This window comes from Streptomyces sp. NPDC016677 (assembly GCF_055562815.1).
In genome coordinates, this window is sequence record NZ_JBVHEO010000012.1 from 135103 (window position 1) to 150352 (window position 15250).

At 75.4% G+C, this 15250-nt stretch carries 8 protein-coding genes; 2 read left to right on the forward strand and 6 right to left on the reverse strand.

All coding sequences use genetic code 11. The features are described from left to right. Genes ACZ3IG_RS26945 through ACZ3IG_RS26955 form a run of 3 tightly spaced genes read right to left on the reverse strand, consistent with a single transcriptional unit; the run spans position 1 to position 8630 of the window. Positions 1-5811, reverse strand: a complete 5811-nt coding sequence (locus tag ACZ3IG_RS26945; RefSeq protein ID WP_467435265.1) for a type I polyketide synthase — start codon at positions 5809-5811, stop codon at positions 1-3. A 24-nt stretch (positions 5812-5835) separates the two neighbouring features. Continuing rightward, on the reverse strand, positions 5836-7473 hold the full coding sequence (locus ACZ3IG_RS26950; RefSeq protein WP_467435266.1) for a PfaD family polyunsaturated fatty acid/polyketide biosynthesis protein: 1638 nt from the start codon (positions 7471-7473) through the stop codon (positions 5836-5838). After that, on the reverse strand, positions 7470-8630 hold the full coding sequence (locus tag ACZ3IG_RS26955; RefSeq protein ID WP_467435267.1) for an SDR family oxidoreductase: 1161 nt from the start codon (positions 8628-8630) through the stop codon (positions 7470-7472). Before ACZ3IG_RS26955 ends, ACZ3IG_RS26950 begins: the two co-directional genes overlap by 4 nt. Positions 8631-9116: 486 nt before the next feature. Between ACZ3IG_RS26955 and ACZ3IG_RS26960 the strand changes: the two genes are divergently transcribed. Further along, positions 9117-10262, forward strand: a complete 1146-nt coding sequence (locus ACZ3IG_RS26960; RefSeq protein WP_467435268.1) for a hypothetical protein — start codon at positions 9117-9119, stop codon at positions 10260-10262. A 151-nt stretch (positions 10263-10413) separates the two neighbouring features. Here the strand turns inward: ACZ3IG_RS26960 and ACZ3IG_RS26965 are convergent, their stop codons facing one another. After that, positions 10414-11637: a helix-turn-helix domain-containing protein gene (locus ACZ3IG_RS26965; RefSeq protein ID WP_467435269.1), complete on the reverse strand. Its 1224-nt coding sequence runs from the start codon at positions 11635-11637 to the stop codon at positions 10414-10416. 874 nt (positions 11638-12511) lie between these two features. On the opposite strand from ACZ3IG_RS26965, the gene ACZ3IG_RS26970 reads away from it, so the two are divergent. Then, positions 12512-13201, forward strand: coding sequence for a PAS domain-containing protein (locus ACZ3IG_RS26970; protein ID WP_467435326.1), 690 nt, complete (start codon positions 12512-12514; stop codon positions 13199-13201). A 75-nt stretch (positions 13202-13276) separates the two neighbouring features. Here ACZ3IG_RS26970 and ACZ3IG_RS26975 read toward each other — a convergent pair whose 3' ends face one another. Further along, a complete protein-coding gene (locus ACZ3IG_RS26975) occupies positions 13277-13795 on the reverse strand; it encodes an RNA polymerase sigma factor (RefSeq protein ID WP_467435271.1) in 519 nt (172 codons plus the stop codon). A 55-nt stretch (positions 13796-13850) separates the two neighbouring features. Then, positions 13851-15191, reverse strand: coding sequence for a phthiocerol/phthiodiolone dimycocerosyl transferase family protein (locus tag ACZ3IG_RS26980; RefSeq protein WP_467435272.1), 1341 nt, complete (start codon positions 15189-15191; stop codon positions 13851-13853). Positions 15192-15250: the final 59 nt, after the last annotated feature.

The following is a 15250-nucleotide window of genomic DNA, read 5'->3' on the forward strand; positions in this document are numbered from 1 at the left end:
TCAGCCCTCGGTCGGGTCGGGCCGGCGGATCAGCTCCACCCCGAGCAGTTCGGCCAGCGGCGTGCCGTCCTCGGCCAGTACGGCCGCGTCGCACTCGGCGGACACCGCGTCGGCCCGCCGAGCCGCCACGACGACCCGCGAGGCTCCCCAGTCCGCGCCGGCCCGGTGGACCCGGCACTCGCGTACGGACACCGGCAGCGCGGCCCCCGTGGCACCGCGCGACGCCCAGCCGACGGCGAGCTGGAGCGCGCCGTCGAGCGCGGCGACGTCCACCGTCCAGGGCACGGCCTCCCAGGGCCCGGCGTCCGGGACGCGCAGCGCCGCCCGGCCGCCGTCGGCGCCCAGCCCGACCTGGTCGAGGACCCGCAGCGCCGGGCCGTGGAACAGGATCCGCCCGTCGTACGGCTCCGGCACCGGTTCGTGTCCGAGCGGGTCCGCGTCACCCCAGTGGCCCGGGGCCGGGGACCGGCCGACGACGGCCACGGCACCGGCGTACGGGGTTCCGGCCGCGCTCAGTTCGACGGCGAGGCCGCCCGGCCGGCCGGGCCCCGCCGGGCTCGTCCGGCCGCGCAGCAGCAGCCTCGGCTCCCGCTCCGGCAGTTCGATCCGCCGGCGCACCCGCAGGTCGTGCAGGACCACCGGGCCGGCGTCCGGGCGCCAGGACCGGACCAGCGCGGTGAACCAGTGGACCAGGACGGCGACCGGCACCACCGCCGTGCCGTCGATCCGGTGGTCGTCGAGGACCGCGTACGCGGGACGCGCCGGGGTCACCTCGGCGGCCGGCCCCGGCCCGGCCGGACCTTCGTCGAAGGCCGGGCCCCCGGCGGCGAGCAGGACCCGGACGGGGCCCGCCGGGTCGGCGAGTTCGGCCACGAACGCCCGCGCGCCGGCGGCCGGTTCGATCAGCCCGACCCCGGCGGCCCGGAACCGTTCCGCGAGCGTCCCGGTGACCATGCCGCCCGCCCAGGGTCCCCATGCCAGTGAGCGGGTCAGACAGCCGGGGTGCGCGGCCGCGTACGCGGACAGCAGGTGGTCGACGGCGGTGTTGGCCATCGCGTAGTCGGCCTGCCCGGGACTGCCGAAGACCCCGGACACCGAGCTGAAGGCCACCAGCACTTCCAGCGGGTCACCGTCGGTGGCGGCCAGCAGGGCGCGCAGTCCCGCCACCTTGGTGGACCACACCCGGCCGAACTGCTCGTCGCTCTTCGCGCCGATCAGCCGGTCCGCGATCACCCCGGCGCCGTGCACCACCCCGGTGACCGGGCCCCAGTCCTGGCGCACCTCGGCCAGGGCCGCCCGCAGCGCGGACTCGTCCCGGGTGTCCACGCTCAGGTAACGGGCCGGGGAGCCGGCCTGCCGCAGCGCGTGCAGTGTCTGCCGGATCTCCCGTACCGCCAGCACCCGCCGCGCCTCGGCGGCGAGTTCGGCGGGCCCGCCGGCCCCCGGGCCCGTGGCGAGCGCCCGCACCAGCTCCGCCTCGTCGGCGGCCCCGGCCAGCCCCGGGGGTTCCTCGGTCAGCGCGGTACGCCCGAGCAGTACCAGTTTCGGGCGGTGGGCGGCGGCGAGAGCGCGGACCGCCTCGGCGGTGACACCGCGTCCGCCCCCGGTGACCACGATCACCGAGTCGGCGGTGACCCGGGGAAGGGGTGGACCCGGTTCGGCGGGACAGGGCAGTGGGACCGTCCGGCTCCCGTCGGCGGGCAGTCCGACCGTCACCGCCGGCCCGCCCGTGGTGAGTTCGGCGGCGATGGCGGACGCCACCTCCTGGTCGGTACGTCCGGCCCGCGCGCAGTCGATCGCCTTCACGGCGGCCGAGGGCCACTCCCGGGCGGCGGTCCTGGCCAGGGCGGCCAGCGCGCCACGGACCGGGTGGTCACCGCCTCCGCTCAGCCCGAAGTCGCCCCCGGTGTCCTGCACGGTGACCAGGACACCGCCGTCCGCGCGCAGCCGGCCGGCCAGTTCCCGGGCCACCGCGAAGGCGGCCAGCGGGTCGTCACCCTGGTCCAGCAGCACCACGGAGCGGGCGTCGGACGGCACCTCCGTCACGACCCGCGCGGCCACGTCGTACGCGGCCAGCTCCCGGACCAGCAGCGGGGCCACCTGGGTGGAGTCGTCGAGGACCAGCAGCTCCCGGTCGCACAGGCCCGCCAGGGCCAGCCCGGCCGGCGCCGAGGGCACGGCACGCACCGCCCGCCGGACCGGGCCGGACGGCTCCGGGGGAGCGGGGTCCGGGGGAGCGGCGGCCACCGCGGAGTCCGGACCGGCGGCCAGAGCGGCGTCCGGACCGGCGTCCACCGCCCCGGGGGCGTTCCCCGCCCGGTCCGCCATCTCGGCCACCTTGTCCGCGATCTCGCGCAGGGTACGGAGCGAGGCCAGCTCGGACAGGTCGGCGGCGGGCAGTTCACCGACCCGCTCGCGGATCCGCGACAGGATCTCGACCTTCTTGATCGAGTCGATGCCCAGGTCGGTCTCCAGCTCCATGTCCACGTTGATGATGTCCGCCGGGTACCCGGTGCGTTCGGCGACCACCTCCAGCAACAGCGCGCCGATCGACGCGGCGTCCGTCGGCAGCGCGGACGGCGCCGGCGCGGTGTCCGCCGCCGGGGGCGGTGCCATCACGGCCGGGGCGGGGGCGGCACCCGCCGATGCGGCGTCGAGCGGGGCGGGGGACGGCGGCGGACCGGTGGTCACGGGTACCGACGGGGCGGCCCCGGCGTCGGCGGCGGGGCGGACACCGGCCGCGCCGAGCAGGGCCTCCATCGAGGCGTGCGCGGTCTGCAAGTACAGCTGGTGGTTCTCCGCGGTGACCCGTTGGTAGGTGGCATGGGCCTCCGCGCTCTGCCGCTGCGCCTCGGCCAGGAGCGACAGCCAGTCCGAGGAAGGGGAGGGGGCGGGGACGGCAGGGAGCACCGGAGCGGGAGGAGCCGGAGGGACGACAGGCCGCGCGGGAGCCGGGAGAGCGGACGCCGCCGTCCCCGCCGAAGCCCCGCCCCCGGCCCGTACGTTGCCGCCATTGATCATGATCGTCATCCGCGGCTTCTCCTCGTGCGCGTGAGCATCGGTGTGACCGGGGCCGGACTCGGGGCGCGGGCCGTGTCCCTCCCACAGCGCGGACAGATCCATGGGGACCCCGCGCACCGCGGCCCGCCCCAGCCCGTCGTAGAACGCGGCCAGCGCGTGCTGCCCGCGCCGGTCCAGGCTGATCGCGTCGTGCGCGCGGTCGCCGAGGACCGCCCCGGTCAGTCCGGTCAGGGTGGTGCCGGGGCCGACCTCGACGAAGGTGCGCACCCCGGCCGCGTACATCGCCTCCACCACGTCCCGGAACCGCACCGGCGCGGTCAGCTGGGCGGCGACCCGGCCGCGTACGGCGGCCGGGTCGGCCGGGTAGGGGGCCGCGTCGGCGCCCCCGTACACAGGCAGCGTCGGCGGCTGCACGGTGACGTCGGACAGGAAGCGGGCGAGCGGCGCGGTGGCGGCGGCGACCGCCGGGCTGTGGAACGCGGCGGCGTTCAGCCGGCGCGTGACCACCCCGTCCCCGGCGAACCGGTCCGTCACGGCGCGCAGGGCCTCGTCCGCGCCGGCCAGGACGACCTGCCGGGGCGCGTTGTGGTTGGCCACCCACACGCCGTCCACCTCGGCCACCACCGGCTCGACCCGGTCCAGCGGGGCGTTGACGGCGACCATGCCGCCGGGAGCGGTGGCCGCGTCCCGCATCAGCTCCCCGCGCCGCCGGGCCAGCCGGACCAGCGTGGCCGCGTCGAAGCAGCCCGCCGCGTGCAGCGCGGTGAGTTCGCCGAAGCTGTGGCCCGCGACGCAGTCCGGGGTCAGTTTCAGCCGGGACAGCACGGCCAGCAGGGCCAGACCGTGCGCGGCGAGCGCGGGCTGCGCGACCTCGGTGGCGGTCAGCGCGGCCTCCAGGGCGGCCCCGTCCGCCTCGTCGAACACCGGGGGCGGGAACACCTCCCGGTGCACCGGCAGGACCGCCGCGACCGTGTCCCAGGCGTCCCGGGCCGGCGCGTGGTGGACGGCGAGTTCCGCGCCCATGCCGACGTACTGCGCGCCTTGGCCGGGGAAGAGGAAACCGACCCGGCCGGGATCGGCGTCGCCGGTCGCGAAGTGGGCCCGTGGCGCGGAGAACGGCTCACCGGCCGTGATCCGGCCGGCCAGCGCCTCCAGCCGCCCGGCCAGGTCGGTGGCGTCGTCGGCGACCACGGCCAGCCGCGCCCCGTGCCCGGCCCGGAACGCCGCGTGGCTCTCCCGCGCGGTCGCCGCCAGCGGCACCTCGGGCCGGGGCCGGCGGATCAGCTCGGCCAGCTCACCGGGGGTGGCGGCGCTGAACAGCACCAGTTCGCTGCCTGCCGCCGCGAGCAGCCGGGCCGGCCGTCCGCCGCCACCGCCGGGGACGTACTCCTCCAGCGTGACGTGGAAGTTGGTGCCGCCGAACCCGAAACTGGACACGCCGGCCCGGCGCGGCCGGTCACCGGGGCTGATCCAGGGCCGGGTGGCGGTGTTCAGGTAGAACGGCGAGCCGGTGACGTCGAGTTCGGGGTTGGGGCGTGTCACCTTGATGGTCGGTGGCAGCACCCGGTGGTGCAGGGCCAGTACCGCCTTCAGCATCCCGGTGGCGCCCGCGGCGGACTTGGTGTGCCCGAACTGCGACTTGGCCGACCCCAGCGCGCACCACTGCCGCTCCGGGCGGCCGCTGTCCTGGAACACCTCGCGCAGCGCCGCGAACTCGGCGGCGTCCCCGGCCCTGGTGCCGGTGCCGTGCGCCTCGACCAGCTCCACGCTGTCCGGGCCGTACCCGGCGGCGGCGTAGGCGCGGCGCAGCGCCCGTTCCTGGCCCGCCGCGAGCGGCGCGTACACGGCGGTGCTCCGGCCGTCCGCGGAGGCGCCCAGGCCGCGGACCACCGCGTAGATCCGGTCCCCGTCGCGTTCGGCGTCGGCCAGCCGCTTGAGGGCGAACATGACCACGGCCTCGCCGAGCATGGTGCCGTCGGCGTCGGCGGCGAACGGCCGGCAGTCCTCGGTCGGGGAGAGCGCCGGTGTCCTGGAGAAGCAGACGTACATGGTGATGTCGTTCAGCACGTCCACCCCGCCGCAGACCACCAGGTCGCACGAGCCGAGCGCCAGTTCGCCGAGCCCGGTGGAGAGCGCGGCCAGCGAGGACGCGCAGGCGGCGTCGGTGACGTGGTTGATGCCGTGCAGGTCGTACCGGTGGGAGACCCGTCCTGCCACCACGTTGCCCAGCAGGCCGGGGAAGGTGGCCTCGGTCCACGTGGGGAAGTTCGCGCTGATCCGGTCGCAGATCTCCTCGGCCCGGCCCGGGTCGAGGCCGACGGCCAGGAGTTCCCGGCGCCACACCGGCCGGGTGAGCCGGGCGGAGACCTCGAAGCCCAGCGCCAGGCCGCTGCTGCCGAGCACCACACCGACGCGTTCGCGCTGTCCGGCGGTCATCTCCGCCAGGCCGCAGTCGGCCAGCAGGTCACCGGCGGCCATCATGGCCAGCAGTTGCGCGGTGTCGGTGGCCGGCAGGTCGTTGGGCGGTACGCCGTACGCCATCGGGTCGAACGCGAGGTCGGGCAGGAACGCGCCCCGGCGGACGTACGTCTTGTCCGGGGCGGACATGTCCGGGTCGTAGTGGTCGGCCGGCGACCAGCGTTGCGGCGGGACGTCGGACATCAGGTCCCGGCCGGCCAGGACGTTGCGCCAGAACCCGGCGACATCGCGCGCGCCGGGGGTGTACGCGGCGAGGCCGACCACCGCGACCGGGACCTGCGCAGGTTCCGCACTGACACGTTCTGCACTCATCTTCGCGGCACACTCCACAGGCGGTCAGGCCAGTTCGCGGGGACGGAAGGACAGGGCGGCGTCGGGTACGGGGACGCCGAAGGTGCGCAGCTGGTGCGCGCGGGTCAGCACGGCCGCGCCCTCCAGCAGGTTCAGCGCGATCTGGGTGACGGTGCACCGGGCCGGGTCGGCCAGCGGGCTGCCCCGGACCCAGCCGTTGAACGCGCCGAGCGAGGGGCCGGCCCACAGCTGGTAGTCGGTGCGGCGCTCCGGGCGGCCCTCGATCGCCCACCGGCTGGAGTTGCCCACGTACCACCGGAACACCAGGGCCATCCGGTGCCTGGGGTCGCGTGCGGCCCGGTCCAGCTGTCCGGGGTCGCGCGGCCGCCAGTACCGTTCGGTGTCCGCCCACACCTCGTCCAGGCCGGCACCGAACACCTCGCGTTCCAGACGCCGGCGGGTGTCGGCGGGGATCTCCTCCAGGGAGCGGTAGCGCCGGTAGGTGTCGTACAGCCGTCCGGCGCGCGCGGCGAACAGGGTGTTCCTGGTCAGTACCTGTACGCGTACGCCCTGTTCGAACATGTCCGCGGCCGGGGCCATCGCCACGTCGGTGACACCGGCCGCGGCCAGCAGTCGCCGCGCGTCCTGCGACACGCCGGACTCCACGGCCAGCTGGTTGACCGACCCGGTCACCACGTAGGCCGCGCCGAGGGCGAACGCGCCGGCCACCGCGCCGGGGGTGCCGAGACCGCCGGCGGCACCGACCCGGACCGGCCGGGTGTACCCGTACCGGGCCGCCAGTGTGTCGCGCAGCGCGAGCAGTTCGGGCAGGACCACCGACAGGGGCCGGTTGTCGGTGTGACCGCCGCTGTCCGCCTCGACGGTGACGTCTTCGGCGACCGGGACCCGGCGGGCCAGCCGCCCCTGCTCGGCGGTGAGCCGGCCGTCCCGCACCAGGGCGTCCACGAGTGCCTCGGGAGCGGGCGACATGAACCGTTGCGCGACCTCGCGCCGGGACACCTTGGCGAACACCTGGGTGTCACGGACCACCCGGCCGTCACCGTCCAGCCGCAGTCCGGCGGCCGCGCAGCGGACCACGGCGGGCGTCAGTTCCATGAACGCGGAGGCGGAGATCCGGCGCACCCGGTGGCGCAGCAGCAGGTCGGCGACCTGCCACTCCAGCCGGGGCTCGGCGGGCGAGTGGATCAGGTTGACGCCCCAGTTGGGCGCGGTGCCCAGGGCGGAGGTCAGCTCCACCACCGCCCGCTCCACCCGGTCGGCGTCCAGTCCGGCCGCGCCGAAGAACCCCAGCAGCCGGGCCCGGGCCAGCGCCATCACCATCCGGGTGGTCGCGATTCCGCCCGCCATCTCCCCGGCCACGTACGGGAACCGGGTGCCGTGCGCCTCGGCGAAGCCGCGGTCGCCGAGCCACTCCGGGTAGAGCGGCGGGACCAGGCCGACCAGCGGGTGGCCCGCGCCGGGGCCGAGGGATCCGCCGACGGCCAGTCCGTAGCCGGCCCGGTCGCCGTGTCCGCCGCGTACGACGTGCACCGGCTCCCGGACGCGGGCCGCCAGGGCAATGATGCCGGACGGGTCGAACGCGGCCGCTTCCGTGCCGGGTCGCCAGCACAGCTGGGGCGCGTCGGCGGCGGTGCCGTGCGCCTCGGACCGGGCCGTGGTCACCAGTGGGTTCCTTCCGGTCGGGGGTCGGGGTGGGCGGGTGCGGGAGTGAGCGGGGGGACGGTCGGGGCCGGTGGCCGGAGCCCCGCCATCAGGTACTCGACGCCGATGTCCCGCGGCACGCCCGGTGGTCCGAGCGCGGCCCGTACCCGGGAGTCGTCGTAGCGGCGGCGCTGGCGCAGGTAGCGGAACACGCCGCCGACGCAGTCGGTGAGCGATTCGTACGGTGTGGGGTCGGTCAGCTCCGTCACGATCGCCACCGGTACCCCGGCGAGCCGCTCCGCCAGGCCGCGCAGTACGTCGACGGGGGTGTCCCGCCCGTGCACGACGTGGTAGGTCTGCACGCCGTCGCCCTGCGGCAGTTCGGCGAGCCGGGCCATCACGGCGGCGGCCCGCTCCACCGGCATCAGGTTGAGCTGCCCGTCCGGCCGGCCGACGAGCCGGAACCGGCGCTGGCCGGGCAGGAGCAGTTCCGGTCTCCGGCCGGCGCCGAAGTGCTCCCGCCCGATCTCGGTCAGCGCCCGCTCTATGGTCAGCAGCGGGTGCTCCGGAAGGTCCGGGTGGGGCGGCAGGCCGGTGGTCAGGACACTGGGCCGGAAGACCACCGCCGGCCGGCCGGTTTCCCGTGCCCAGGCGTGCACCAGCTCTTCCGCCTCGTACTTGGACCGTTCGTAGCTGCCCTCGAAGCCGTAGGCGTCGGTCAGCTCGTCCTCGTAGACCGTCCCGGTGCGGCGTGCCCCGGCCACGAACGCGGTGGAGATGTGGAACACGGCGGGCAGCCGGCGTCCCGCCGCGGCCAGGCCGAGCACCTGCCGGGTGCCCTCGACGTTCACCCGGCGCAGTACGGCCGGGTCGCCGTCGAGCGTGGTGTCGCCGGCGCAGTGCCAGACGGCATCCAGCGAGTCCGCCAGGTCCCGGTGGGCGCTGCCGGCCAGCCCGAGGTTGTCCTCGGTGAGCCGGACGGGCACCACGGGTACCCGGGCGGCGAGGCCGGTGGCGGTGTGGCCGTCGGCGAACCGGCCGAGGCCTCGGGCGACGCGGTCCAGCACCCGGTCGGGTTCACCGCGCGCGAGCACCGTGACCGACCGGTGGCGGCGCAGCAGTTCGTCCAGGAGCCGGAGCCCGAGGAAACCCGTGGCCCCGGTCAGCGCGACCCGCACCGTGCCTCCCTGTTGCCGTACCGGCCAGTTCCTACAAGGTGATTACTGTCTCTTGTGATGTCCGGAACGGAAGCCGGACGGGTTAGATGTCACTGAATCTGCTGACAGTGGCCGATCGTGCTGACGAATCCGTGTGCGATGCCCTATGCAGGGTTGCTCCGACGTGAGGCGTCGTGGAGCCGGGCCGGGCCGGTCGCGCTGGCCGTCACCGGTCTGGTCCAGCACCTGCCCAGCCGGACGTCGGCCGCCCGCCCGCCAGACGGAGCCCGGCTCATGGCGGTACACGGAGCCCGGCTCATGGCGGTACGGAGACCAGGAGCGGGCGCCCGCTGCCCTGACCGGGCCCCGAGCAGCCCCTCCCGGCCAGGACCGCCGTACGGCACATCGCCTGCGCCGTGGCGGCTTCGTACCCGCGCTGCTGACCGGTCACGGGGTCACCTCGGCGCTGCATGTCGCGTGCGCCGGGGCCGGTGCGGCCCGCCGGCAGTGGCCGGGCGGACGGTGGACGGCTTCGCGGAGGCGCCCGTCGCGCTGCACGTCTGCACCGACCTGGCCGGTTCCGGCACGGCCCCGGTACCCGAGCCCACCGCCCGCCCGCCGGGCCGCCGCGGAACCGGACGTCCCGGTGAGGGCGTCGCCTCCACCATGAACGATCGTTTCGCCGGCACCGTCATCGAGGCCCTGCTGATCACCAGCGGGCAGCGGCGTTCCGTGTGGGGCGCCGCCGCCGTGACCTGTGCGGCGGCGCTGATCGCCGGCGGCGCCCTCGTGACCGGTGCGTTCGCCGCGTCATGGAGCCTGTTCCTGCAGGCCAGGAGATACGCGGAGAGCTCCATCGAAGGTGAGGACTCCTATGTCGCCTACGCCGATCAGATGGACGGACTCCTCGAAGTGGCGTGCGTCGTCTTTCCGTTGCTGTTCCTCGTCGCGGCAGCGCTGGTCGCCTGGCTGCTCACCGCCCAGGCCGTGACCGCGGCACACGCGGGGCAGAGCCCGGCGGCCGAGCCGAGCGCCGGGACCGGTGCGGCTCGCCCGCTCACCCTCTCCGCTCTGTGGCGCCGCTCGCGTCCGCACCTCGGCGCCGCGTTCCGCGTGCAGTTGCTCACCGCGGCGTGCGCCCTGGTGCCGGGGCTGGCCGGTCTGCTCGTAATGGCCGCCGTCGACCGGGGACTGGTGCCGGGGGTGGCGTGGCCCACGTACCACGAACCCGCGACCGTGCGGTTCCTCCTGGTGGGCCGGGCGCTGCCCGTCGTGCTCTGGGTACTGGGGGTCGTCCTGGTATCCCGGCTCTCGCTCGCCACCGCCGTGCGGGTGGCGGACGGCGTTCCCGCGGTGACCGCGCTGCGGCGTTCCTGGACGCTGACCCGTACGGCACGCGCGCGTACCGCCGGGATCTTCCTGCTGTGCACGGCCGCGGTCGCCGTCATGTTCCGGTTGTCCGCATGGCTCGGTGGCTACGTGGCGCACTGGGCGGGGCTGCTCATGCTGGCCACCACCGACGACAACGTGTGGGTGACCGGCGTCCTCGTCCTCATCACACCGGTCGCGGTCGCCCTCGTACTGCTGCCGTTGGCGCTGGCACCGGCGGGAGTCGTGCTCGCGTGCCTGCGGCAGCGGCTCGCCCGCGGGTAGGTGGCCCGGGCACCGGTGTCACCTGCCCGCAAGCGTGTGGGACGGACCCTCTCCCTGAGTTGCCGCCGGCGGCCCGGACGAGCGGTCGGTGGCGGATGGTGCGTGACTCGGCCGGGTCGAGGCTTGCCGGGAGCGCCCCGGACCGGCCGGGTCAGGCGCGGACGTCGGCCAGCGCGGTGGCGAGGGACTGCCAGACGTGGGCCGCCAGGTCGAGGTGGTGGGACTCCGCCGCCTGCCGGCCGAGCCGCCGCAGAGCCGCGATGCCCTCGTCGACGCGGCCCGCGAGGATCTCCAGCCGGCCGTCGAGCACCTTCAGACGCACCCGGTCCCGGTAGGACAGGCGCAGTTCCTCGTCCTGGAGCAGGGCCCGGCTGAGCGTCCGGGCGTCCTCGAACCGGCCCTGGTGGAAGGCGAGATGGGCTTGGAGCGCGTGCAACTCCTGTCGCTGCAACGGGGTGCCGACCAGGTCCAGGACGGAGGCGGCCTCGCTCAGCCAGCGGTCGGCCGCGGCCACCTGCGGCGGTGACATCTGCAGGGCGGCGGCGGTCGCGGCGGCCCGCAGCCGGGTCCACAGCGCCAGGTCGTCCTCGCCGCGCAGCAGCCCGAGGGCCCGGTCGAGCCGGGACCGGGCGGCCGCGTGGTCACCCTGGCGGCTGCTCACCATGGCGGCCGTCCACAGCCCCTCGGCCGCCTGGGCCGGTGCGGCCCGCGGCACCAGGTCCCGCTCCAGCTCCTCGACATGCCCTCCGGCCGTCTCCAGCCGGCCCAGTTCGGTCTCGATGCTGATCAGCACCATCAGGGCGGGCAGCGTGTCGGACACGGAGAGCTGCTCGGCGCGGGCGATGGACAGCGCCGCCACGGCCGCGGGCTCCGCCGCGCACAGGTCGCCCAGGGCGCGCGTGCAGCGGGCGTACCGCACGCGTGAGCGGGCCCGTAGCTCCGCGGCGCCCAACGTGTCCGCCAGGTCGGTCAGTTCCCGCAGCAGCACCCGCTCCCGCTCGTGGTCACCGTCCCGCCCGGCGGCGCGGCTCAGCAGCCACAGGGCCTGCCAGCGGGCGGCGGGATCCTCCCCGGTGTCCTCCGCCACCGCGCGGCTCAGCGCCGCCGTGTCGTCCGCGCCCGGTGGCGCGGACGACACGGCGGCCAGCACCCCGGTCAGGGACCGCTCGTCGGCGGGCCCGGTCAGCGCCCCGGGGTCGACCCCGAGCCGGCGGGCGAGATAGGCCACGGCCCGCTCGGTGGGCGGCCGTTCGCCCGACTCCAGACGTGACAGATATCCGGTCGACATGCCGTCGCCGACCAGACTCGCCTGGCTCAGACCCCGTTCCAGCCGGAGCCTCTTCAGCCGACGGCCGAAATGCGGCTGTCCCAGCATCTCCCCCCTCTGGTTCCGTCCGGTTCCGTGCGTAGTCGGTTCCGTGCGTGGTCGTCAGGACTCCGTCCGTTCTCGGCGTGCCCGGTCGGGCACCTCAAGTTGCCAACACCCTATGAAGCGGGCCGAGGGGTGGGCAAGCCTTACCAGGGGGAGGGATTGAGCCAGGTCAGAGGCTTCCGACCCGCTCCCGTACCGGGCATGACCGACGACCGTGCGGTCATCCAACACCTTTCTTCCTCAGGGAAGTTGACAAGTGCTCTGGCTCACCTGGCAAACCCTTGCCAGAAGCGGGGGCGGCCCTTAGCCTCGAAGGTGCCGCCTTGACGCGATCCCCTACTCGTCTCTCGGAGGTTCTCGTGCTGCGCAGCGCCCGACCGGGCCCGGTCCGACGGCCGGTCTCCCGGCCCGCGGCCGCCGCTCCGCCCGTTCCCGGTGGTGTTCACCGGGCTGGGAGCGGCGAGATCGAATGGCCCTGACAACGTTTTCCAGGAGCCGGGCGTCCCGACACCCGCCTCTGTCCGCACTCTGACCCACCCGGCAGGCGGCGTCCGACGCCGACCGGCCGGCGGCGGCGCGGAAGCACCGGCTCCGTCCACCCACGAGGTGGCAGCCGCCGGCCCCGGTTACCCGCACACCCCCGCGGCACCGGCGTACCGGCCCGCTCCGCGCGCGTCCCTGCCCCCAGCCCTCCCCCACGCGCAGGAAGAAGGACGGTACGTCCGTGGCGACCACGAGGTTCCCCGACGCTTCGCCTCCGAAGACCACCGCCGGCCGCACGGCCTCCGCCGACCCCGGCGGCCGCCGCGCCCGGACCGGCCCGCCGCGCCGTACCCACCCGCGCGGCGCCTGTTCCGCCCACGCCTCCCCCGGAGGACTGGTCATCACCGCGGCGGAGAACGAATTCGCCCGTCTCTTCGGTCTCGATGTCGACGAGATATGCGGGCAGAGCCTGTTCGACCTTTTGCGATCTCCCGCTCCCGGACGCTTTCGCGAGCAATTCACCGCGCTTTCCTCGGGGCGATGCCGACGCGTCACGGAAAAGGTGACCGGACGTAATGCCGCCGGCCGGGTTTTCACCGGGAACGTCACCGCGATCGCCGTGCGCCGGCCGTCGGGCGAGATCACCGGCATCGTCGTCTCGCTGCGCCGTACCCCGGACCCGGACCGGATGGATGGCCTGGACCGGATGGATGGCCCGGGCCGGGTGGATGGCCTGGGCCGGGTGGATGGCCTGGATCGGGTGGATGGCCTGGGCCGGGTGGATGGCCCGCACCGGGTGGAGCCGGATGCCGCGGTGCCGGACACCCCGGCGCCGGCATCCGGCCCGTCCGTGCTCAGCGCCCTCGACGCGCAGGTCCTGGAGGGCGTGGCCAGCGGCGAGTCCACGGTGCAGCTGGCCTCCCGCCTCTACTTGAGCCGTCAAGGGATCGAGTACCGCGTCGGACAGATGCTGCGGCGCTTCGACGCGCCCAACCGTCCCGCCCTGGTGGCGCGGGCCCACGCGCTGGGCATGTTCGCCGCCGGTCAGTGGCCGCCGCGCGTCCTGCCCGAGCGGGTGCGGTAGCGCGGCGCGGGGCCCCGGGGTCCGGGGCCCGGACGGCGGGCCGTGGCGGTACACAGCGCCACGGCCCGCCGCACGTCAGGCCGCCGTGGGCTGCCAGGCTTCCTGGAACCGGCGGCGGGCGCGGAACAGCCGGGACCGTACGGTACCGACGGGCAGCGCGAGCACCCGTGCCATCTCCTCCTCGTTCAGCCCGTAGGCGCGCAGCGTGAGGACCTCCCGGTGCGGCTGGGAGAGCCGGTCCAGCACATCGCTGATGTGCACCGCGTCCAGCGGGTTGGCCTCCTGCCGGGACTCCACCTCGGAGCAGCTGTGCTCCGCGCCGTAGCGCCGGGCGGTGCGGACCGCCTCGCGGACCGTCACCGCGCGCACCCAGCCGTAGAACGCCGCCGGGTCGCGCAGCGATCCCAGACCGCGGTAGATGGCGAGCAGCGCCTCCTGGGTGGCGTCGGCCCCGTCGTCGTGGGTGATGGACCGGCAGATCCGGGCCACGTACGGCGTGATGCGGGTCAGCAAGTGGTTCATCGCGTGCTCGTCGCCCGACTGGGCTCGGGGGAGCAGAACCAGGGGGGAGGGGAGTTCGCTGACGGTGGTCATGTCGGGCAGGCTCCTTACAGTGGCCGGGCGGGGGGACACGAGCGGTGGGGCGCGCTCAGCTCACGGCCGCCGGGATGCGCTCGGGGCGCGCCGGGTGCGCGAAGCCGAGGAGTGCGGCGCGTACGTCGTCGCGGAACGCCCGCATGAACGCCGGGCTGAAACAGGCGGTGGAGTGCGGGAACTCGATGGCGAGCCGGCCCTCGAAGGAGACCACGCACGCCATCACGGGACTGCGGCCGGCCTGCGGGAAGTACTGCTCGCGGGCCGGCACCAGCCGGACGTCCACCGCGCGCAGACCGGCGGGCGGCCGGGGGCCGGGCACCACACCCATGTTGGTGGCGATCACCGTGGCCAGTTGCAGCGCGGGATCGCGGGGGATCTCCGGGGTGACGCGCATCTCGTGCACGTGCTCGCCGCGCGCGACGAAACCGGTCAGCCTGGCGTGCACGGTGCGCGCCAGGTCCAGCGGGTCGGGGCCGTCGGGTACGTCGAGGGTCTGCAGGTGTGTGGTGACGGCGGGCACCAGTACGGCGGCGGGCAGCGGCGGGGAGAGCCGGGAGCGCAGGTCGACGGGGGAGAGGCAGCCCAGGGTGCGCGGGCCGGCGCCGGGCAGCCGCCGCCGGGCCGTGGCCAGCAGGGCGGCGGCGATCAGCGCGTGCACCGACAGCCCGTGGGCGCGTGCCGTCGAGCGTAGCGCCGCGGTCGGCTCCGGCTCCAAGGTCAGCCGCCGCACCTCGATGCGCCCGGCGCTCGCGCCGTCCGCGCCCCTTGCGCCGTCCGTGCCGGGGTCCGTACGCGGCACGTCGTACGGCACCAGGTCGACCGGGTGCCGTCGTACCGCCTCGGTCCGGTCGTCCAGGTAGCGCGCGGTGGCGGCCTCGTCGGCCGGCGGCAGCAGTTCGCTGACCGGGCGCGGCCAGCGCGGCCCGTCCGCCGTGGCAGGGGGCACGGGGGACGGCCCGCCCTCGACCAGCGCCCGGTAGTGGTCCCACAGCGCGTTGAGCAACGCGATACTGCTGTGGCCGTCGGTGACGGTGTGGTCGACCACCAGCATGAACAGATGGCTCGTGCCGTCCGGCGCGCTGACCAGGACGGCGCGGCTCAGCGGCCCGCCGACCGGCAGCGGCCGGTTCAGTTCCGCCGCGTACTCCGCGGCCTCGTCGACTCCGGTACGGGTGCTCAGCCGGGGCCGTTCGTCCTCGTCGAGCAGGCGCAGCGCGAAACCGGCGCCGTCCGGCGCGATCCGGGACCGGAGCGTCGGATGGGCCTGTGTCATCGCGTCGTACGCGGCCGCCAGCGCCCGTACGTCGACCCGTCCGCGCAGCGCGCACGACAGGACGGCCCTGCTTCGCTGACCCACGTAGAGCGTCTCGACCGGACACAGCGCACGGTGCATGCCGTCATCCTTCTTTCGTCATCACTTCCGGGCCGTGCACCTCACCACTCGCAGAGCGC

What these genes read in the sequence shown, in the direction of transcription:
- ACZ3IG_RS26945 (WP_467435265.1), bottom strand. Translation starts at nt 5,811, where the DNA reads ATGAGTGCAGAACGTGTCAGTGCGGAACCTGCGCAGGTCCCGGTCGCG.
- ACZ3IG_RS26965 (WP_467435269.1), bottom strand. Translation starts at nt 11,637, where the DNA reads ATGCTGGGACAGCCGCATTTCGGCCGTCGGCTGAAGAGGCTCCGGCTG.
- ACZ3IG_RS26975 (WP_467435271.1), bottom strand. Translation starts at nt 13,795, where the DNA reads ATGACCACCGTCAGCGAACTCCCCTCCCCCCTGGTTCTGCTCCCCCGA.
- ACZ3IG_RS26980 (WP_467435272.1), bottom strand. Translation starts at nt 15,191, where the DNA reads ATGCACCGTGCGCTGTGTCCGGTCGAGACGCTCTACGTGGGTCAGCGA.